Annotated in this window: 18 protein-coding genes; 4 read left to right on the forward strand and 14 right to left on the reverse strand. The window is 52.7% G+C overall.

The window, feature by feature from the left end:
- Positions 1-89: 89 nt before the first annotated feature.
- Positions 90-2,279: a fatty acid oxidation complex subunit alpha FadB gene (gene fadB / locus OLG56_RS21420; protein WP_061377487.1), complete on the forward strand. Its 2,190-nt coding sequence runs from the start codon at positions 90-92 to the stop codon at positions 2,277-2,279.
- 9 nt (positions 2,280-2,288) lie between these two features.
- Entirely contained in the window at positions 2,289-3,452 is a 1,164-nt protein-coding gene (fadA, locus tag OLG56_RS21425; protein WP_000438778.1) for an acetyl-CoA C-acyltransferase FadA, read from the forward strand.
- 196 nt (positions 3,453-3,648) lie between these two features.
- Here the strand turns inward: fadA and OLG56_RS21430 are convergent, their stop codons facing one another.
- From OLG56_RS21430 to ubiD, 3 genes are all read right to left on the reverse strand, one after another.
- Positions 3,649-5,472, reverse strand: coding sequence for an aryl-sulfate sulfotransferase (locus OLG56_RS21430; protein ID WP_000669888.1), 1,824 nt, complete (start codon positions 5,470-5,472; stop codon positions 3,649-3,651).
- Between the two features lie 253 nt (positions 5,473-5,725).
- Positions 5,726-6,427: an NAD(P)H-flavin reductase gene (gene fre, locus OLG56_RS21435; RefSeq protein WP_000209836.1), complete on the reverse strand. Its 702-nt coding sequence runs from the start codon at positions 6,425-6,427 to the stop codon at positions 5,726-5,728.
- Between the two features lie 83 nt (positions 6,428-6,510).
- Positions 6,511-7,989 (reverse strand): 4-hydroxy-3-polyprenylbenzoate decarboxylase, encoded by a 1,479-nt coding sequence (ubiD, locus tag OLG56_RS21440; protein ID WP_000339760.1) that lies wholly within the window; start codon positions 7,987-7,989, stop codon positions 6,511-6,513.
- Positions 7,990-8,174: 185 nt separating this feature from the next.
- Between ubiD and rfaH the strand changes: the two genes are divergently transcribed.
- A complete protein-coding gene (gene rfaH, locus OLG56_RS21445) occupies positions 8,175-8,663 on the forward strand; it encodes a transcription/translation regulatory transformer protein RfaH (protein ID WP_001192410.1) in 489 nt (162 codons plus the stop codon).
- Between the two features lie 7 nt (positions 8,664-8,670).
- On the opposite strand, the gene tatD is transcribed toward rfaH, so the two are convergent.
- The 9 genes from tatD to udp all read right to left on the reverse strand — a co-directional run bounded on the left by tatD (position 8,671) and on the right by udp (position 16,723).
- Complete coding sequence (tatD, locus tag OLG56_RS21450) at positions 8,671-9,453, reverse strand: 3'-5' ssDNA/RNA exonuclease TatD (protein ID WP_000459642.1); 783 nt, start codon at positions 9,451-9,453, stop codon at positions 8,671-8,673.
- 41 nt (positions 9,454-9,494) lie between these two features.
- Entirely contained in the window at positions 9,495-10,274 is a 780-nt protein-coding gene (gene tatC / locus OLG56_RS21455) for a Sec-independent protein translocase subunit TatC (RefSeq protein WP_000257554.1), read from the reverse strand.
- 2 nt (positions 10,275-10,276) lie between these two features.
- On the reverse strand, positions 10,277-10,825 hold the full coding sequence (gene tatB / locus OLG56_RS21460) for a Sec-independent protein translocase protein TatB (RefSeq protein ID WP_000459615.1): 549 nt from the start codon (positions 10,823-10,825) through the stop codon (positions 10,277-10,279).
- Between the two features lie 3 nt (positions 10,826-10,828).
- A complete protein-coding gene (gene tatA, locus OLG56_RS21465; RefSeq protein WP_000508972.1) occupies positions 10,829-11,083 on the reverse strand; it encodes a Sec-independent protein translocase subunit TatA in 255 nt (84 codons plus the stop codon).
- 205 nt (positions 11,084-11,288) lie between these two features.
- Entirely contained in the window at positions 11,289-12,929 is a 1,641-nt protein-coding gene (gene ubiB, locus OLG56_RS21470) for a ubiquinone biosynthesis regulatory protein kinase UbiB (protein WP_000187559.1), read from the reverse strand.
- Entirely contained in the window at positions 12,926-13,531 is a 606-nt protein-coding gene (gene ubiJ / locus OLG56_RS21475) for a ubiquinone biosynthesis protein UbiJ (RefSeq protein ID WP_023212417.1), read from the reverse strand. The genes ubiB and ubiJ overlap by 4 nt, the downstream gene beginning before the upstream one ends.
- A 9-nt stretch (positions 13,532-13,540) precedes the next feature.
- Positions 13,541-14,296, reverse strand: a complete 756-nt coding sequence (ubiE, locus tag OLG56_RS21480) for a bifunctional demethylmenaquinone methyltransferase/2-methoxy-6-polyprenyl-1,4-benzoquinol methylase UbiE (RefSeq protein ID WP_000229009.1) — start codon at positions 14,294-14,296, stop codon at positions 13,541-13,543.
- A 95-nt stretch (positions 14,297-14,391) separates the two neighbouring features.
- Positions 14,392-15,822, reverse strand: coding sequence for a DNA recombination protein RmuC (gene rmuC / locus OLG56_RS21485; protein ID WP_072275002.1), 1,431 nt, complete (start codon positions 15,820-15,822; stop codon positions 14,392-14,394).
- Positions 15,823-15,961: 139 nt separating this feature from the next.
- A complete protein-coding gene (udp, locus tag OLG56_RS21490; protein WP_000045169.1) occupies positions 15,962-16,723 on the reverse strand; it encodes a uridine phosphorylase in 762 nt (253 codons plus the stop codon).
- 258 nt (positions 16,724-16,981) lie between these two features.
- Here udp and OLG56_RS21495 point away from each other — a divergent pair, with 258 nt between their 5' ends.
- Positions 16,982-17,794: a dienelactone hydrolase family protein gene (locus tag OLG56_RS21495; protein ID WP_000213963.1), complete on the forward strand. Its 813-nt coding sequence runs from the start codon at positions 16,982-16,984 to the stop codon at positions 17,792-17,794.
- A gap of 79 nt (positions 17,795-17,873) precedes the next feature.
- On the opposite strand, the gene OLG56_RS21500 is transcribed toward OLG56_RS21495, so the two are convergent.
- Together OLG56_RS21500 and metE are read right to left on the reverse strand one after the other, a co-directional pair.
- Positions 17,874-19,217 (reverse strand): anaerobic sulfatase maturase, encoded by a 1,344-nt coding sequence (locus OLG56_RS21500; protein WP_207011603.1) that lies wholly within the window; start codon positions 19,215-19,217, stop codon positions 17,874-17,876.
- Positions 19,218-19,551: 334 nt separating this feature from the next.
- Complete coding sequence (gene metE, locus OLG56_RS21505) at positions 19,552-21,816, reverse strand: 5-methyltetrahydropteroyltriglutamate--homocysteine S-methyltransferase (protein WP_061377485.1); 2,265 nt, start codon at positions 21,814-21,816, stop codon at positions 19,552-19,554.
- Between the last annotated feature and the right edge of the window lie 50 nt (positions 21,817-21,866).

Here is a 21,866-nt window from a genome sequence, read left to right on the forward strand (position 1 = left end):
TAATCATTTATTTGCATTTTATTAACACAAAATACACACTTCGCTTCATCTGGTACGACCAGATCACCTTGTGGATTCAGGAGACTGACATGCTTTATAAAGGCGACACCCTGTACCTCGACTGGCTGGAAGATGGCATCGCCGAACTGGTGTTCGATGCTCCAGGCTCGGTCAATAAACTCGACACCGCAACCGTCGCCAGCCTCGGCCAGGCGCTTGAGGTGCTGGAAAAGCAACACGATTTAAAAGGGCTGCTGCTGCGCTCGAATAAAGCGGCCTTTATTGTCGGCGCGGACATCACCGAATTTCTTTCACTGTTCCTCGTCCCCGAAGAGCAGTTAAGCCAATGGCTGCATTTCGCTAACAGCGTCTTTAACCGTCTGGAAGATTTACCCGTACCGACCCTTGCCGCCGTAAACGGCTATGCGCTGGGCGGCGGGTGCGAATGCGTGCTGGCCACCGATTACCGTCTGGCGACGCCAGACCTCCGTATCGGTCTGCCGGAAACTAAACTGGGCATCATGCCGGGTTTCGGCGGCTCCGTTCGTCTGCCGCGTATGCTGGGCGCGGACAGCGCGCTGGAGATCATTGCCGCCGGGAAAGATGTCGGTGCTGAACACGCGCTGAAAATCGGCCTTGTGGACGGCGTGGTCAAACAAGAGAAGCTAATTGAAGGCGCGATAGCGGTGTTACGCCAGGCCATTACCGGCGATCTCGACTGGAGAGCTAAACGCCAGCCGAAACTGGAACCGTTGAAACTCAGCAAAATTGAAGCAGCGATGAGCTTTACCATCGCTAAAGGCATGGTCGCACAAACGGCGGGTAAACATTATCCGGCGCCGATGACCGCAGTGAAAACCATTGAAGCCGCCGCGCGTTTTGGTCGTGAAGAAGCGCTGAATCTGGAAAATAAAAGCTTTGTTCCGCTGGCGCATACCAATGAGGCTCGTGCGCTGGTCGGTATCTTCCTCAACGATCAATATGTAAAAGGTAAAGCCAAAAAGCTGACCAAAGATATTGAGACGCCGAAACAGGCAGCCGTACTGGGCGCGGGCATTATGGGCGGTGGTATCGCTTACCAGTCGGCCTGGAAAGGCGTACCGGTCATCATGAAAGATATCAACGATAAATCGTTGAACCTCGGCATGACCGAAGCGGCCAAGCTGCTGAACAAACAGCTGGAGCGCGGCAAGATCGACGGTCTGAAGCTGGCGGGCGTCATTTCGACCATCCACCCGACTCTCGATTATGCCGGTTTCGATCGCGTAGATGTTGTTGTCGAAGCGGTGGTCGAAAATCCAAAAGTCAAAAAAGCGGTACTGGCGGAAACCGAGCAGAAAGTGCGCCCGGAAACCGTGCTGGCCTCAAATACCTCTACCATCCCAATTCGCGAACTGGCTAGCGCCCTGGAACGTCCGGAAAACTTTTGCGGAATGCACTTCTTCAACCCGGTACACCGGATGCCGCTGGTTGAAATCATCCGCGGTGAGAAGAGTTCAGACGAAACCATTGCCAAAGTCGTCGCCTGGGCAAGCAAAATGGGCAAGACGCCGATTGTAGTCAACGACTGCCCCGGCTTCTTTGTTAACCGCGTGCTGTTCCCCTATTTCGCCGGTTTCAGTCAACTGCTGCGCGACGGCGCGGATTTCCGCAAAGTCGATAAAGTGATGGAAAAACAGTTCGGCTGGCCGATGGGCCCGGCCTATCTGCTGGATGTTGTCGGCATTGATACCGCGCATCACGCGCAGGCGGTAATGGCGGCAGGCTTCCCGCAACGGATGCAGAAAGAGTATCGCGACGCGATCGACGCATTGTTTGACGCCAGCCGTTTTGGGCAAAAAAACGGTCTGGGCTTCTGGCGCTATAAAGAAGACAACAAGGGTAAGCCGAAGAAAGAAGAAGATGCCGCGGTGGATGACCTGCTGGCAAGCGTCAGCCAGCCGAAACGCGACTTCAGCGACGACGAGATAATCGCCCGTATGACGATCCCGATGATTAACGAAGTGGTTCGCTGTCTGGAAGAAGGCATTATCGCAAGCCCGGCGGAAGCCGATATGGCGCTGGTCTACGGCCTGGGCTTCCCTCCGTTCCACGGCGGCGCATTCCGCTGGCTGGATACACAGGGCAGCGCGAAATATCTTGATATGGCGCAGCAGTATCAACACCTCGGCCCGCTGTATGAAGTGCCGGAAGGGCTGCGTAATAAAGCGCGCCATAACGAACCGTATTATCCCCCGGTTGAACCAGCCCGTCCGGTTGGTTCTCTGAAAACGGCTTAAGGAGTCACAATGGAACAGGTTGTCATTGTCGATGCTATTCGCACCCCGATGGGCCGTTCGAAGGGCGGCGCGTTTCGCAACGTGCGGGCAGAAGATCTCTCCGCCCACTTAATGCGTAGCCTGCTGGCGCGTAATCCGTCGCTTACAGCGGCGACCCTCGATGATATTTACTGGGGCTGCGTACAACAAACGCTGGAGCAAGGCTTCAACATTGCCCGTAACGCCGCGCTGCTGGCAGAAATTCCCCATTCGGTACCGGCGGTCACCGTCAACCGTCTGTGTGGTTCCTCGATGCAGGCGTTACACGATGCAGCGCGAATGATCATGACCGGCGATGCGCAGGTTTGTCTGGTTGGCGGCGTGGAGCATATGGGGCACGTGCCGATGAGTCACGGTGTGGATTTTCACCCGGGTCTGAGTCGCAACGTCGCCAAAGCGGCAGGGATGATGGGGCTAACGGCGGAAATGCTCTCCCGCCTGCACGGCATTAGCCGGGAAATGCAGGACCAGTTCGCCGCGCGTTCTCACGCTCGCGCCTGGGCCGCCACCCAGTCTGGCGCATTCAAAACGGAGATTATCCCGACTGGCGGTCATGATGCAGACGGCGTGTTGAAGCAGTTTAACTACGATGAAGTGATCCGCCCGGAAACCACGGTCGAAGCGCTATCAACACTGCGTCCGGCATTTGATCCGGTTAGTGGCACGGTCACGGCGGGCACCTCATCCGCGCTTTCCGATGGCGCAGCCGCCATGCTGGTAATGAGCGAAAGTCGTGCCCGTGAGCTGGGTCTGAAACCTCGCGCCCGTATTCGTTCAATGGCAGTGGTTGGTTGTGATCCGTCAATTATGGGTTACGGGCCGGTTCCGGCGTCAAAACTGGCGTTGAAAAAAGCGGGACTGTCGGCCAGCGATATCGATGTGTTTGAGATGAACGAAGCGTTTGCCGCACAGATCCTGCCATGCATTAAGGATCTGGGATTGATGGAGCAGATAGACGAGAAGATCAACCTCAACGGCGGCGCGATCGCGCTTGGTCATCCGCTCGGCTGCTCCGGAGCACGTATCAGCACCACGCTTATCAACCTGATGGAGCGCAAAGACGCGCAGTTTGGTCTGGCGACGATGTGTATTGGTCTGGGTCAGGGCATCGCCACGGTGTTTGAGCGGGTTTAATCAAAGATAATATCCCCTAAATAACTCGCATTGCAGCGCAGCGGCAACTGAGCGAATCCCCGGGAACATAGATAACTATGTGCCCGGGGTGAGCAAAGGCAGCCAACAAAGAGGCTGCGCGAATTATGACGGGAAACAGTTTAGTTGCCGTTTTTCCCGCCCGTCAGGGGCGGGTTTTTTCACCGTATGGCCCGCTCTACTCAGTAAGCGCTTTGGTCAGGCTAAATGGCATAGCCTGATATCCACGCGCACCATGTATTTGCATTTCGACCACAGGCTCTTTTTCTCCCCATTTGAACTCTTCCAGATACGGATTAGGCAAGCTGGTAAATGCGCCTACCGACAAATCAAACGCACCACCTGCTGTTGCGGAATACACGAACACAGAATTCTTGTCAGTCTGGTACTCGGTGATAGAGGTTACCGGGCTAAACCACTCGTTCCCGCGCTCTTTACCGTATTGCCAGATCTGTTGGACTGTCTTGTTTTTCTGGTCGATTTTGTAAATCACGGAGCGGCTGTATTTCATACTCTGCATAGCAGGCTGTTCTAAGCCGCGGCCATCGCCATTGTCGAAAGCGGAAAGGTATAAGATATCGCCTTTACTCTTACTATCAATTTTAAAGGCCGTATGTTGCGTCCATGTCCAGTCGAAGTCACCCTCGCAGCCACTGTCCTGGCAGGCGATTTTTTGGCCTTTGCTATCCACTGGCGTCAGAATTGCGGCATTAAATGGCGCTTTCCAGCCAGCAGGCGTACCCAGTATCCACTTCACTTTCTTATCGCGGCCGATTTTGATAATCGCACTCTGGTGGCGGGAGCTGATGATGATGGAATCATCTTCACTGTCATAGTCGACGCTGTTGACATGCGCCCAGTTGCGGCCAGCCCCACTACCCACGATATCCCCGAATTTGTCGGAGGAGTCCAGCGCCGCCAGATCTTCTTCGCTCAACGTATGGCCGGACTGGCTGGCGTCGATATTCAGGCACACAGCGCCCTGATCGAGGGTTTTCATTATCACATCACGATAAGGATCGAGGATATCAAACAGACGCCATTCATCCACTACCACGCCGTTCTGATCAACTTCGGCAATCACATCACGCACGGTACGAACATTTTTTCCATCAGGACGTTTATAGTTAGAGCTGGCTACACGCAGGAAGTAGTGACCGTTGGCCGCGTTATCCATTGAGTGTGAAAAATCGTTATAATTATCCGGCAGGCGGCGGTTAAAGATTTCACGCCCCATGATATCGTATTTCACATAACGCTGACCGTAGCCCCACGATAGTGCGCCATCCTGGTTTTGTTTAAAGCCCATCATAACGCCAGCACGATAAATTGACTTTAAATCATAAATTGAACTTGGATTCATAAACCAACGAATATCACCGGAGGTGTCGATAATAGCGTTAGCTGTAGTGAAGTTCCATTCTAATGCACCCCCAGTAGGGTTGTTCCAGACAGTACGCGTTCCATTGCCAGACTTATCTTTCGTATTATTCAAAAGATACAAGCGATCTTTAAATTCTGGGGAAACCTTTTTAACATCGATAGTAAAGAGTGCTGATTGTTCTTCTTTTGTACCCGCCGATTCAATATAGGCAGGCGGTGCATACATTTTATAGCTTTCTTTTATATTTTCGGTTTTACTACCCTGGATTCTTGTATATTCAACTTCAACGGTATTGACATAATCCGGGTAAAGACCAAAGACGGGAATACCGCCATACGTTAAAAGGTATTTATTATTAACTTTATACGCGATCTCCTGGCCATTTTCTTTGGGTACAATCCGTACATGCACGTCACGTAACTGGTAACCGCCATTACGAATAACGGCGGTTAGCGGCGCGATATCATAGGGGTTCATAACAACTTCGCCAATTTTTCCCTGGACCTGATAGTCCACTTTAGCGCCGCTGGCGCCGCCGATGGCGAAAGCAGTAGAAGGTACTGATGACAAAATTGCAACAGATAATGCGAGAGAAGTTAAAGCATATTTAAATTTCATAACACTCTCCATCTTATAAATAAATAACTAACTTTCCATTTTATGTTTCTTTTATAAAAATAAATGAAGCATATATAATTAACTATTTTTATTGATAGCCTCAGGACATAATATTACTTAATTTATTACACGCAATACAAAGCCTGTAGATATTCAATATCATAAGGTTTTATAGTTGACGATTAATTAATATTTAAGAGGACTTTTAGGTAGGCTAACGTAAAAAGGGACGCTACTGCGTCCCATAAAATAGTTAAATAAATGCGAACGCATCGCCAAACAGACGATCTTCCCGCGCGTTACGCTCATGACAGAACAGATCGCGGGCGATCTTCGCCATCTCAAAACGTCCGGCAATATAAATATCGTGCCCCGCCAGCGTACCATAATCCTGCAATACCGCCGTAAGTACCGTTCCTGTACGTCCACGCCAGCCTTCTTCCGGCTGCTCGACAACAGGTTCAATACGCAAATTCGGATGGTTAACAGAGAGTGCTTCCAGCTCAGAGAGATCATAGAGGTGCTTTTCTTCGCGACCGCCCCAGTAAATGGTAACATCGCGGGCCGGGTTGCGCGCTAACGCCGTCAACAGGATGGAGCGCGCATAAGAAAAGCCCGTACCGCCCGCGATCAGAATCAACGGACGCTCTTCATCGTCACGTAGCCAGGCGTCGCCATGCGGAATATCGACGACGATTTCCCGGTCTTTCAGAATTCGATCCATGACCGCCATTGCATACAGATTGAGCTCGGAAGCGCCAATGTGTAATTCAATAAACCCTTTCTCGTCCGGCGTTGAGGCCATCGAAAACGGGCGTTTGTCACGCTCGTCCATTACGACCATCAAATACTGACCAGCGCGGAATGTAAACGCCGCGTCCGGCACTAAACGAACCCGATATACGGTATCGGTGATAGCTTCTACCGAGGTCACTTTACAGCTTAAGGTTGTCATGCGCTCCCTCTGTCGGGTGTCGGGTCAATACCGACATTTCAAGCCGAGTCGCCGCAGCCTGAAATGTCGATGTCCGCTTTCAGTTATTTAAAGATAGCCAGCTCATCCCAAATCGCATCAATACGCGCGGTAACTTCAGGATCTTTAACAATAGGACGACCCCACTCGCGTTGGGTTTCGCCCGGCCATTTGTTTGTGGCATCCAGCCCCATTTTTGAACCCAGCCCGGAGACCGGCGAGGCAAAATCCAGGTAGTCAATCGGCGTATTTTCAACCAGCACCGTATCCCGCGCAGGGTCCATACGGGTGGTAATCGCCCAGATCACATCATTCCAGTCGCGTGCGTTAACGTCATCATCGCAAACGATAACAAATTTCGTATACATAAACTGGCGCAAAAACGACCAGACGCCCATCATGACGCGTTTCGCATGACCAGCGTACTGCTTTTTCATCGTCACTACCGCCAGGCGGTAAGAACACCCTTCCGGCGGCAGATAAAAGTCGACGATTTCCGGAAACTGTTTTTGCAGAATAGGCACGAAGACTTCATTGAGCGCCACCCCTAATACCGCAGGCTCATCGGGCGGACGCCCGGTATAGGTGGAGTGATAGATGGCATCCTCACGCTGCGTAATATGCGTGACGGTAAAGACCGGAAAGTTATCCACTTCATTATAATAGCCCGTATGATCGCCATACGGTCCTTCCGGCGCCATCTCTCCCGGCTCAATGTAACCTTCAAGGATAATCTCGGCGCTGGCAGGCACTTCCAGATCGTTAGAAAGGCATTTAACCACTTCAGTTTTCGTGCCGCGCAGCAGGCCCGCAAAGGCATACTCCGACAGAGTATCGGGAACAGGAGTCACGGCGCCAAGTATCGTCGCCGGATCGGCGCCCAATGCGACAGAGACCGGGAAACGTTCACCCGGACGCGCGGCTAACCACTCCTGAAAATCCAGCGCGCCGCCGCGGTGAGACAGCCAGCGCATAATCAGCTTATTTTTACCTATCAACTGCTGACGATAAATGCCCAGATTTTGCCGTTCTTTGTGCGGGCCACGCGTTACCGTCAGTCCCCAGGTAATCAGCGGCGCGGCGTCGTCCGGCCAACAGGTCATGACAGGAAGACGCGTTAAATCGACATCATCGCCAGACGCGATTTTCTGCTGGCAAGGCGCGCCGCGTAACCGTTTCGTCGGCATATTCAGCACTTGCTTAAACTGCGGCAGCTTGTCAAACAGATCGCGAAAGCCTTTCGGCGGCTCAGGTTCTTTCAGAAACGCTAATAATTTACCCACTTCCCGTAATGCGGAAACATCATCCTGCCCCATGCCCATCGCCACGCGTTTTGGCGTGCCAAAAAGGTTGCACAGCACCGGCATGGCGTAACCTTTAGGATTTTCAAACAGCAACGCCGGTCCACCGGCACGCAGCGTGCGGTCAGCGATTTCCGTGATTTCCAGATGAGGATCCACAGGTAGCGTGATGCGTTTTAGTTCCCCCTGCTGCTCAAGTAGCGTCAGGAAGTCGCGTAAATCGTGATATTTCATGGCGTCCATTGTAGCCTCTCGGTAAGCGCATCATTATACGGCGTTCATCATCGGGATGCTGTATTTTTGTTAAATTAGCGTGAACTCTGGCAACCAACGCTAATCCAGATACGGCTTAAAGGATGAAGTGTATAATTAACTTCGCGCATGGCTTTTGCTATGCTTGCGCCCCGAACAAGCGGATAAGAGTCATTATGCAATCCTGGTATTTACTGTACTGCAAACGCGGGCAACTTCAGCGTGCTCAGGAACACCTCGAAAGACAAGCGGTAAGTTGCCTGACACCGATGATCACCCTGGAAAAAATGGTACGCGGAAAACGTACCTCCGTCAGCGAACCGCTCTTTCCTAATTATCTGTTCGTTGAATTTGATCCGGAAGTGATACATACCACTACAATCAACGCCACGCGCGGCGTCAGCCATTTTGTGCGCTTTGGCGCGCATCCTGCGATCGTGCCTTCCAGCGTTATTCATCAGCTTTCTATCTACAAGCCCGAAGGCGTTGTCGATCCTGAAACCCCCTATCCCGGCGATAGCGTCATCATCACGGAAGGCGCATTTGAAGGGCTGAAAGCGATTTTTACCGAACCGGATGGCGAAACGCGTTCGATGTTACTGCTTAATTTACTCAATAAAGAAGTGAAGCAGAGCGTAAAAAACACCGGTTTTCGCAAGATTTAGCGATCGTTCAGAATACGACCTCAAATAAGGTTCTGGCGTTGGCATCTGTCATCGCCGCTAACCATTGCGGATCTTCACCACGCCATAGCGCTATGCGCTCCAGGATGTGAGGCAGATACGCGGGCTCGTTGCGTCGTGACGTTGGTTTCGGCGTAAGATCGCGAGGCAACAGATACGGCGCGTCGGTTTCTATCAGTAGCTTTTCCGCTGGAATAAACGGTAAGAGTTCACGTAGCTCAAGCCCGCGTCGTTCGTCGCAAACCCACCCGGTAATACCTATATAGAGCCCTCTGTCCACACAGGCCTGCATTTGCTGGCGTGAACCGGTAAAGCAGTGCAGTATTGCACCAGGAAGACTATCCAGCCAGGGATCAAGCAATGCCAGAAATCGCTCATGCGCGTCCCGGCAGTGCATAAAGATTGGCATCTGCAATTCGGCGGCAATTTGTAGCTGCGCCTGAAAGGCACGTTCCTGCTCCTGCGGCGTGGAAAAATTGCGATTGAAATCCAGCCCGCACTCACCGATAGCGACGACTTCCGGCTGGTTCGCCAGCGCAATAATGGCGTCTTCAGACGCGGATGACCACTGACTGCTGTCATGGGGATGGACGCCAGCCGTCGACCAACAATGGGGGTAGCGCCGCGCCAGTTTTAACGCCTGCTGACTTTCATGGATGTTCGTTCCGGTCAGTAGCATACCTTTTACTCCCGCCGCAAACGCACGGGCGACCACATCATCACGATCTTTTGCAAACTGGCTACTGGTTAAATTAACGCCAATATCAAACATGCTTGCCCCCATATGACAACCGCCCTGGCGGGCGGTTGTGTTTAGTCTTCAGTGTGCTCGGCCTTTTCGGTTTCGGCCTCGTTATCTTCGTCGCGCGTCCGTCGCTTACCGACATAAAAGCGTGAGCAGAAAACGCCAATTTCAAACAGGCAGTACATCGGTATCGCCAGCAACGTTTGCGAGAAAACATCTGGCGGCGTAAGCAGCATTCCCACAATGAATGCCCCGACCAGGATATAAGGCCGTTTTTTACGCAAATCTTCTGGCGTGGTGATGCCCATCCAGCACAGCAACACAATCGCCACCGGCACTTCAAAGGCTACGCCAAAGGCCATAAAAAGCGCCATAACAAAGCTAAGATAGCTGGCGATATCTGTCGAAACCTGTACCCCTTCCGGCGCCGTATGCGTCAGGAAACCAAAGGCCAAAGGGAATACGACAAAATAGGCGAAGGCCATACCAATGTAGAAAAGCAGCGAGCTGGATACCAGCAGCGGTACGACCAGACGACGCTCATGCTTATACAGCGCCGGGGCGATAAAGGCCCAAACCTGGTACAAAATGACAGGCGCGGATAAGATCAAAGACACCATGAAGGTGAGTTTGATAGGCGTAAAAAACGGCGACGCCACATCCGTCGCAATCATTGTCGCCCCTTGCGGCATCTGTTTAATCAGCGGTGCGGCGACTAAATGATAAATATCATTGGCGAAATAAATTAACGCCAGAAAAATCAGAAGTACTGCGACGATGCAGTTTAGCAGGCGCTTACGCAACTCGATCAGATGCGTGATAAGCGGTTGAGTATCTTCTACAGCCATGTTTACGGTTTATCACTCGACGAGGGGGAAGATTCGACAACAGGCGCAGCGGATTTCTTCTCGGCGTCTATCGTGGCTACGGAAGCGGTTTCCGTCGACTCAGGCACGTTATCTTTAACGGGCTCCGGCTTTTGTTCCGGCGCGCTCACCTGTGTTTCAGCGGCGGCAGGGGTGACGCCCTCATGCTGCGTTTCGTTCCCTTTTACCACCGGATTATGGATGGTATGCGCTTCATCGCTCGCTTGTTCGGGATCGTTAGCGCTGTAGGTGCGTTTCATCGACTCCGCCGCCTGACGCAGTTCATCCATAGATGCTTTCAGTTCGGGAGTCAGATTTTCCAGGCTCGCCTTTTCGACTTTTTTCAGACTGTCCTGGAACTCCTGAAGTTTCAGTTCCTGAGTCAGTTCATTCTGAACCGTTGTCGCAAGGGATCGCAACGCGCGAATCCAGCCCGCTACCGTTTTTACCGCTACTGGCAATCGTTGCGGCCCCAACACAATGAGGCCGATAACGAACACTAACAGCAGTTCGCTAAAACCGATATCAAACACGGATTATACCTGCTCTTTATCTTGGCTTTTAGCGTCTTCCTTTTTCGCTTCGCCTTGCTTATCCGCGATAGATTTAGCGGTAAAATCAGCGTCCTGACTGGTTTTATCCTGTTTGGCATCATCATCGCTCATGGCCTTTTTAAAGCCTTTGATAGACGCGCCAAGATCGGAACCGATGGAACCGAGTTTTTTGGTGCCGAACAGCAGTACGACGATAACGGCAACAATCAACAACTGCCAAATACTGATACCACCCATACATGTTCCTCTGTGATAGATGATGAATTATTAGGGCCGCATTATACACATTATCCTTCGCGCTGCCTCTTTGTTAACCGCTTTCGCCCGCCCTATTCACATACTTTTACATACGACCGGGACGACATTGACTTGCGGCCTGAGTACTGCCTCGAGTGATAATATGTACCTGCGTGACACAACCGGCGTTGAGCGATAAAAAATCTCAACGAGTTTTACGCCAGCCAACCAGCCAGACAACTACGCCGCCGACCATGAGCCAGCCAGGCATCAATCCCCATTCAGGGCGGTTGACGAGTAAGAATGACCCGCTCAGTAACAGCGTTGCGCCAATTCCCAATAAATAACGAGACTGACTTTGGCGCACATGGTTTACCTGTAACTCGCGCGCAATCTTATCAACACTGTGCTGTAAATATTTGCCCTGGCGCAAACTGTCGTACACCAGTTCAGGTATTTCTGGCATTTTTTCGACCCAGAACGGCGCTTTTTCTTTAAGAGCCCGCGTGAGAGCCGGAATACCCACCTGATCTTTGATCCAGGACTCAAGAAACGGCTTCGCCGTTTTCCACAAATCAAGCTGAGGATAAAGTTGCCGCCCAACCCCTTCAACATACAATAATGTTTTCTGCAACAACACCAGTTGCGGCTGGACTTCCATGTTAAATCGACGCGCTGTATTGAAAAGGTTTAACAACACATGACCAAACGAGATTTCCGCGAGCGGCTTTTCAAAGATAGGTTCACAGACGGTGCGGATGGCAAACTCAAAATCTTCAACGTTGGTATCTGGCGGAACCCAACCTGAATCGACATGCAGCTCCGCCACCTTTCGGTAATCGCGGTTAAAAAACGCGATAAAGTTTTCTGCCAGATAGCGCTTATCTTCTTTGTTTAGCGACCCGACGATACCACAGTCAATGCCGATATATTGCGGATTTTCAGGGTGTTCATGGCTGACAAAAATATTTCCCGGATGCATGTCCGCATGGAAAAAGCTGTCGCGGAAAACCTGGGTGAAGAAAACTTTAACCCCGCGTTCCGCCAGCAGTTTCATGTTGGTGCCGTTCTTTTCCAGCGCCGCCACATCCGAAACCGGAATGCCGTATATCCGCTCCATCACCATCATGTTCTGGCTACAGTAATCGGAGTACACCTCCGGGATATACAGCATGGGACTATTTTCAAAATTGCGGCGTAACTGAATCGCGTTGGCCGATTCCCGCAGCAGATTCAGCTCATCGATCAGCGTTTTCTCATACTCACGCACCACTTCCGTCGGGCGCAGACGACGCCCATCCGGCAACAGGCGTGGTACCCAGCGAGCAAGGCGATAAATCAGTTTCAGGTCTGCCTGAATTACCGGCAAAATATCCGGGCGAATGACCTTAATAACCACTTCTTTACCGTTTGATTTCAATCGCGCGGTATGTACCTGGGCGATTGACGCCGACGCTAAAGGCTGGATATCAAAGTCGTCAAACCAGGCTTCGACTGGTAGCCCCCCCATCGCCTCTTCAATCTGGGCTTTCGCCAGCCGACCATCGAATGGCGCGACTTTATCCTGGAGCAAAGCGAGCTGATCGGCGATTTGCGGCGGGAACAGGTCACGGCGTGTGGAGAGCATCTGACCAAATTTGATCCAGACCGGTCCCAGCTCTTGCAACGCCAGTCTTAATCGTTCACCCAGCAATTTATCTTTATGCCGGTTTGGCATCCAGAACAGCGAATAGCGCCATAATCGGAGTGGCAGTGTAAGACGCATTCGGGGGATGAGTTCATCAAGGCCGTAGCTTAAAAACGTGCGGATGATGAAATATAGGCGCCGTACTTCACCTGGCGTCATTTGGCCTCCAGTTTTTCCAGCCGTGTGGTCAGAGCATCTACGGCGCGTTCAACAGCCGCGGTTTCTTCGGCAAACCATGCGACTTCCAGCGGGCCAGGCGCCATACGCCACTCTTCAGTGATCGCTTCAGCGGCATAACGCTGCTGGCGTTGAAACCCGTGGCGCAGGAATTTAGCCCCGCCACGCACGACCTTACCGATACTTTCCGCCGCAATATCACCCGTGTATGGCGCCAACAGCTCCGCAGGATCGAATTCGGCGAGATCGGCGAGCGCCACAAAATTTTGCACGACCTGAATATCGCCCTGCACTTCCAGTTCGCCGCTGCGAATAAGCGCGGCCAACTGCTGACGATCGCGTAGTTTTGGCAAAACGCTAGCTTGAGTGATTACCGTACAGTCCGCTTCGCCTTCCCATGCCCCCAGCACATCAACCTGGCGTTCGCTGAATACCAGGACTAATGGCGTCGAAAATCCCTTTAGTTTCACACACAGTACTTTTCCCTGTAAGCGCGTTCTGGCTGATTTCAGCGCTGGCGAACGATACAGAAACGCATTGAGGAGACCTTCAATTCCTGCGGTCACTAAGGGTTTAAAAGGCATTCCACCCTCCTAGAATTTATAACCACGGTGCAATGCCACAACGCCCGCCGTCAGATTGTAATAATCCACGCTCTCAAATCCGGCGTCCTGCATCATGGCTTTTAAGGTATCCTGATCGGGATGCATACGGATGGATTCCGCGAGATACCGATAGCTATCCGCATCGTTCGCGACCATCGAGCCAATACGCGGTAAAATATGGAAAGAATAGGCGTCATACGCTTTACTCAGCGGCTCAATAATAGGCTTGGAAAATTCAAGCACCAGTAAACGTCCGCCGGGTTTCAACACACGGAACATTGACCGCAGCGCTTTTTCTTTTTCCGTTACATTGCGCAAACCAAACGAAATGGTAATGCAATCAAACGTATTATCAGGGAAAGGCAGAGCTTCGGCATTCGCCTGCACATACTCTACGTTGCCGATCACGCCGATATTACGCAGCTTCTCACGCCCCATTTTGAGCATAGAATCATTAATATCCGCCAGGATAACTTTGCCAGTTTCCCCGACCATACGTGAAAATTTCGCGGTAAGATCGCCCGTACCGCCCGCTAAATCGAGAACGGTTTGTCCACGACGCACGCCACTGCAATCAATGGTGAAGCGCTTCCACAAACGATGAATGCCAAATGACATTAAGTCATTCATCACATCGTACTTTGACGCCACAGAATGAAAAACGTGGGCCACCATGTCAGCTTTCTGCTCTTTAGCGACGGTCTGAAAGCCAAAGTGCGTCGTTTCTTGTGAATCTTCCACCATCTCAGTGCCTGCTTATCGATAAAAATGTTCAAGAAGTGTAACAGATTGGGCCAATTTGCCCTACTCTGCGCCAGGACTAAACTACTCCGTATGGGTTAACTTAACTGCTGCTTCACCCGTTCATCATTGGGATAATGTTCATCCTGCCGCCCTTCAGGGATCGATCGTAAACGATATTCTTCATCTTGCGTAACGGCCTGTTCCGCTAAATCCGGATTAATCTCGCGTTTGATTTCCACGCCTAGCCCCCGGAAGGCCTCTGCCTGCGCCAAAACGTTGCCACGCCCCGACGCAAGTTTTTTCATCGCCTGGCGGTAGTTATCCTGCGCTTTATCCAGACTCTGACCGATCGCTGACATATCATCAACGAACAACCGCATTTTATCGTAGAGCTTACTGGCTCTGTCTGCGATGTGCTGCGCATTGCGGCTCTGGTGTTCATAGCGCCACAGGTTGGCGATTGTCCGTAATGCCACCAGCAGCGTCGTGGGGCTTACCAGCATAATGTTATTTTTCAGCGCCTCGGTTATCAGTTCGGGCTGTTTATCTAACGCCAGCAGGAAAGCGGGTTCTACGGGGATAAACATCAGAACATAGTCCAGCGAGCGGAGGCCGGGAAGCTGCTGGTAGTCTTTACGCCCCAGTAAGCGAATATGATTGCGCACCGAGGCGATGTGCTCTTGTAAAGCGGCCTCGCGCGTATAGTCATCTTCAGCGTTAAAGTAACGCTCGTAGGCGACCAACGTCATTTTAGCGTCGATGACGACATCTTTGCCCTGCGGCAAGCGGACGATGACATCCGGCTGCATCCGCGAGCACGCATCGTTCTCAATACTGACCTGGGTTTCGTATTCGTAGCCTTCACGCAGTCCGGATGCCTCCAGCACCCGCGCCAGCACAACTTCGCCCCAGTTTCCTTGCGCCTTATTGTCCCCTTTCAGAGCGCGCGTCAGGTTGATCGCTTCCTGCGCCATTTGCGCGTTAAGCTGCTGCAAATTACGAATTTCGTGCGCCAGCGTATGCCGCTCCTGCGCTTCTTTGCCAAAACTCTCCTGAACCTGGCGGCGAAAACCGTCCAGTTGCTCACGCAGCGGCGTCAGCAGGCTATTCAGGCTTTGTCGGTTTTGTTCGTCTACGCGACGATTACTGTGTTCAAAGATACGGTTCGCCAGATTTTCAAACTGCTCGCTTAAACGCTGTTCGCTGTTGATCATCTGACGGATTTTGTCTTCCGCGTGTTGTTGAGTCGCTTCCAGACGGGTCGTGACTTCACGCAGATCGGCTTCCAGAGAGGTATTAATACTGTGCAGGCTGCGCAGTTCGTTATTAAGTAACTCGCATTCACTGCGCCAGTGCGCTTCTTGCGCTAATTGCTGCCGGGCCGCGCTAAGTTCGATATCCAGCTCACGCCGTTCTTCGATAAGATCGGCGCGGATTTGATCGGCGTGCGCTTTCGTCGCCAGCCAGCCAATCACCGCCCCAGCCGCCAGCGCCACGACGGCGCTTATCATAAGAGTAATATCCACAACACCTCTCCTGGAACCACACTGTCCTGCACAAAATAGAATTGTGCTGTATAAACGTCCAGTTTAAAAGGAATTTCCTGCGAGGCGCCACGCAAAAAGAAAAGGCCGAACGCGTCGGCCTTTGCAAAAGAGAGGAGAATTACAGCAGACGACGGGCCGCTTCCACGACGATTTTCACCGCGTGGCTTTCAGTTTGTTTCATCGTTTCCGCATTCGGAATCTCTTGTTGGGTACGGTTAACGATAACGCCCGCCACCATACCTGCGCGTAAACCCTGGCTTGCGCACATGGTTAACAGCGTAGCGGATTCCATTTCGTAGTTCATCACGCCCATCGCCTGCCACTCTTCCATAGAACCTTTGAAGCGACGAACAACGCGGCCAGAATAGGTGTCGTAACGTTCCTGACCCGGATAGAAAGTGTCGGAAGAGGCGGTTACGCCAACGTGAGTCGTGGCGCCAATCGATTTCGCGGCTTCAACCAGCGCGGTGGTGCAGGCAAAGTCGGCAACCGCCGGGAATTCCATCGGCGCAAAATGCAGGCTCGCCCCATCCAGACGTACGGATGCGGTCGTTACCAGAACGTCGCCGACGTTGATGTGCGGCTGAATAGCCCCCGTGGTGCCGATACGCAAGAAGGTACGAATACCCAGTTGCGCCAGTTCTTCCACGGCAATAGAAGTAGACGGGCCGCCGATACCGGTAGAGCAAACGATAACTGCTTTGCCATCCAGCTCAGCGCGCCAGGAGGTGAATTCGCGGTGAGATGCCAGCTTAACCGGCTTATCCATCAGCGCGGCGATCTTTTCCACACGCTCAGGATCGCCAGGGACGATGGCGAGCTGGGCCCCTTGTAAATCGTTTTTGGTGAGGCCGAGATGAAAAACATCAGACTTGGACATATAAAACTCCTCTGTGAATCGGGTTTGTCAGAAGAAGCAAAAAGACACTTTACCTAAGGCATAAAGATATTTTCGTGACAGCCATCACTATGGCGTAAAACAATTGCACTCGCTTACCATTAAAAAGTGATATACATCACAATAAATAATCAATATCGCCAGGCATTGCACAAAAGATAGCCGCTTTAAGGCAATGTGGTTTGTTACACACTGTCTATAGTTAAGATTGCGCTATTTTTTAAGGGTACGGAGAATACCATGACAACGACACATCCATCCGGCTTTGCACCTGCAGCTTCCCCACTTGCCCCTACGATGATTCATACGCCTGATGGGGCCATTAGCGCGGGGATAACGTCGATTCCCTCTCAGGGCGACGATATGCCAGCCTATTACGCCAGACCAAAGGCAAGCGACGGCGCGCTGCCTGTGGTCATTGTGGTACAGGAAATTTTTGGCGTACATGAACACATTCGCGATATTTGCCGACGACTGGCGCTGGAAGGCTATCTCGCTATCGCGCCGGGGCTCTATTTCCGCGAAGGCGACCCCAATGATTTCGCCGATATACCCACATTATTGAGCGGGCTGGTGGCTAAAGTACCCGATTCGCAAGTCCTTGCCGACCTGGATCACGTCGCCAGTTGGGCTTCGCGCAACGGCGGGGATGCGCATCGGCTAATGATCACCGGTTTTTGTTGGGGAGGCCGGATTACCTGGCTGTACGCCGCGCACAACCCACAGTTAAAAGCGGCGGTAGCGTGGTACGGCAAGCTGGTAGGCGACACGTCACTCAATTCGCCGAAGCATCCCGTTGACATCGCCACCGATCTTAACGCGCCGGTACTGGGTTTATACGGCGGGCAGGATACCAGTATTCCACAGGAGAGCGTGGAAACCATGCGTCAGGCGCTACGCGCCGCTAATGCGAAGGCGGAAATCGTGGTCTATCCCGATGCAGGGCACGCGTTTAATGCCGATTATCGTCCGGGCTACCACGAAGCCTCGGCGAAAGACGGCTGGCAAAGAATGCTGGAATGGTTCGCGCAGTACGGTGGGAAAAAAGGCTAACCACAGCGCATTACGATGTTTGTTGGGCCTACGAGACCGGAGTCGGTGTAGGCTCAACAAAGCGTCATCGCCACGTTAGCTATGCTTTACCACAGCATTTTTTATATTTTTTGCCGCTGCCGCAGGGACAGAGATGGTTACGACTGACGGCTCCTGTATCTTTACGCGCGTCCTGCGCCAGCCAGCGCATGATCGATGCCATCGGATAGCCTTGCGCCAGCAGCTCCCGCCAGACATTCATATACGGCGTAACGTGCTGGAAAAAATGCTTATAGCCCGCACACAAGTAATTATGCGCAGGATGACCGGACGGCGAGACGGCAAAGCGATGCTTCGGACAGCCGCCATGACACGCAAAGCGGTAGTCACAGCGACGACAATCGGCGGTCAGGGTCTCCCGCTTGGCCTCGCCAAACGCAATAGCCCGCTCGCTATTATTTAAGGTTTTGATGCTGTGCTGGTGGATATTCCCCAGCAGATGCTCCGGGTAGACAAAGTGGTCGCAGTTGTAGAGATCGCCGTTCGACTCCAACGCGAAGGCATGTCCACAAGTCTCGGAATGCACACACAGTATCGGCTTCTGCGCCGTCCAGGCGGCTAACGCCACGTCAAACATCTGCACATAGACGCGGTCTACGTCGCGACGAACCCAGATATCAAAGATCTGGTTGAGAAATTCGCCATATTGCCACGACGGTACCGTCCATGGCGCCAGCGTCGCCGCGCTTTCGCCGGGCATCACCAGATTAAGTACCGATGAGTTATCGGTGCTCATTCGCTCCACCAGCGGGATAAACTGAATAAAACGCGATCCCGCCGCCAGAAGAAATTCGTAGACGTCTGCTGCATGACCGACGTTATGTTTTCCCACGACGGTTAAGGTATTAAAGTCGACATGGTGCGCTTTAAGCCGCGCCATTGCTGCGACGACCTGCTCATGAGTTTCTTTTCCAGCGCGATTAAGCCGATAGTGGTTGTGTAACGACGCCGGGCCGTCGATAGAGAGACCGATGAGAAAATGCTGTTCAGCGAAAAAGCGCGCCCACTCGTCATTCACCAGGATGCCGTTCGTCTGCAACGCATGAGTGATTTTTCGCCCATCGCCGTACTTTTCACATAATGCGACAACCCGACGGAAAAACGGTAGCCCCATCATGGTCGGTTCGCCGCCCTGCCAGGCAAAGTCAATGCGGTCGCCACTCTGCGCGGCAATATGCTGGCGTATAAACTGTTCCAGCGTCTCGTCCGACATCCGCCAGTTTTTATTGCGTTCCGGGTACAGCGCCTCTTTTTCAAGATAGAAGCAATATGTGCAATCAATATTGCAGATCGCGCCGCCGGGTTTGGCCATTACGTGACAACCTGCTACCGCCATGTCAGACATCTCCGTTAAAAAATAAGGTTCACCAGCGCCATGAGACAATGCGACGTTTACCGTCGCCAGGGAACATAACAGAATGGAAAACCTCGTTTTGTGCTATGAGAGCGCTGGGCGATCATGACAGGAAAAACGATCTGCGAGGCAATAAAATCCGCCGCGCTGCTTCCGGGGACACTATCCGCCTGATTGTTATTCATACGGAGAACCTTTTTATTATCAAGATCGCCAAATAGCCAGATCCTGAAAAAGACAGCGCGGAAAATAAGAAAAAGGGAAATGAGAAGAAAGAGGCGCTGTTAATCAGGTCAGACACGGGCGCTACCCGTCAAAAGGTAGCGCCGCATTGCTGTCGGATAAACGCAGCGGCCAGGATGGGTTATTTCGCCTGACGCAGATTGTGCGCCGCTTTGACCATGTTCGCTAACGCCGCGCGGGTTTCCGGCCAACCGCGAGTTTTCAGACCGCAGTCCGGATTCACCCACAGGCGTTGTGCCGGAATACGCTGTGCCGCCTTCTTCAGCAGGGCTTCAATCCACTCGACGCTCGGCACGTTCGGCGAGTGAATATCGTACACGCCCGGCCCGATTTCGTTCGGGTAGTCGAACGCTTCGAACGACTCCAGCAACTCCATATCCGAGCGGGAGGTCTCAATGGTGATCACATCCGCGTCCAGCGCGGCGATCGAATCCATAATGTCGTTGAACTCGCAGTAACACATGTGGGTGTGGATCTGAGTTTCATCCTTCGCCACCGCCGCGTTGATGCGGAAGGCTTCCACACCCCATTCCAGATAGGCGTCCCAGTCGCTGCGACGCAGCGGTAGACCTTCGCGCAGCGCCGGTTCGTCGATCTGAATAATCCCAATCCCCGCCGCCTCCAGATCCGCGACTTCATCACGCAGCGCCAGCGCAATCTGTTTCGCAATCGTTTCGCGGGTCACGTCTTCGCGGGGGAATGACCAGCAAAGAATAGTCACCGGGCCAGTCAACATCCCTTTTACCGGCTTGTCGGTCAGCGACTGGGCATATTTCGCCCACTCCACGGTAATCGGTGCCGGACGGCTGATATCGCCAATCACTACCGGCGGTTTCACACAGCGGGAGCCATAGCTTTGCACCCAACCATTCTGGGTAAAGACGAAGCCGTCCAGATGCTCGCCGAAGTATTCCACCATGTCGTTTCGCTCGGCTTCGCCGTGTACCAGCACATCCAGCCCTAAACGCTCCTGCTCAATGATAGCCTGTTTGATATGTTCGGCGATGCCGGTGCGGTAGTGGTTCGCGTCGAGGTTGCCCTTTTTGAAGTCCAGACGCAGACCGCGAATTTCCGTGGTTTGCGGAAACGAACCGATAGTCGTCGTCGGCCAGGCGGGAAGTTTAAAGCGGGCGCGTTGCGCTTCAGCGCGCACCTCATACGGATTCTCACGCTGGCTGTCCTGCGCAGTGATCGCCGCCAGGCGTTTTTCTACCGCGGCATTATGTACGCGGCGGGAGTGACGACGAGCCTGAATCGGTGCGCTCCATTCCTCAAGCGCCGCCGTTTCGCCGCTGTTCAGCGCATCGCGCAGCAACGCCAGTTCACCGCATTTTTGCAGCGCAAAGGCAAACCAGCTTTTTACTTCCGTATCCAGACGCGTTTCAACGCTGAGATCGATCGGGCTGTGCAGTAAAGAGCAGGAGGATGCTACCCACAGCGCGCGTTTGCCCACAATGGCGTTAATCTGCGCGTATTTTTCGGTCAAATCGGCGCGCCAGACATTACGCCCGTTAATCAAGCCTGCGGAGAGCAGCCAGTCGACCGGCAGACGTTGATGCAGTTTCGCTACATCATCTTTGCCATGAATGAGGTCAACATGTAGCCCCTGTACCGGTAGCGCGATAATAGTGTCCAGGTTTGGCGTCACGCCTTCAAAATAGGTCGTCAGCAACAGCCTCACCTGGCCGGCGAGCGCGTCGTAAGCCGGTTTGAAGGCATCCAGCCACGCCTGCGGCAGTTCCAGCACCAGCGCTGGCTCATCAATTTGGACCCACTCAATACCACGCTTCGCCAGTTCAGCCAGCACGTGCTGATACACTGGCAAAATGTCTTTCAGCAACGTCAGGCGGTCAAACGGCTCGCCTTTCACTTTACCCAGCCACAGATACGTGACAGGCCCCAGCAGTACGGGTTTGATCTTATGCCCCAGCGCCAGCGCTTCGTCCACTTCCTCTAGCAACTGTGTCCAGGTGAGTCTGAACTGCTGGCCTTTGCTGAACTCCGGTACTATGTAGTGATAATTAGTATTAAACCATTTGGTCATTTCCGCTGCCGCCGCCGGTTCGCCGGTTGGCGCGCGACCGCGGCCAATGCGGAACAGAGTGTCGATGTCCACGGAACCGTCGTTGTTCTGATGACGAGCCGGCACATTGCCTAACAGCAGGCTGGTGGTCAGAACATGGTCGTACCAGGCAAAGTCGCCTACCGGTAACAGGTCAATACCCGCTTGTTTCTGCTGCTCCCAGTGACGCGCGCGCAGTTCGCGCCCCACCGCCAGTAACGCTTCACGCGTTGAGTTCCCCGCCCAGTAGCTCTCTTGCGCTTTTTTCAACTCGCGACGCAGGCCAACGCGAGGAAAACCGAGGGTGTGAGTCAATATTGTCATTTTACTTCCTCTCTTATTTTATTGAATCTGAAAGTAAAACTCTAAATAGT

Origin of the sequence: Salmonella sp. 2018103 (assembly GCF_026247685.1) — a bacterium.
In the GTDB taxonomy this organism is placed as follows: Bacteria; Pseudomonadota; Gammaproteobacteria; order Enterobacterales; family Enterobacteriaceae; genus Salmonella; species Salmonella enterica.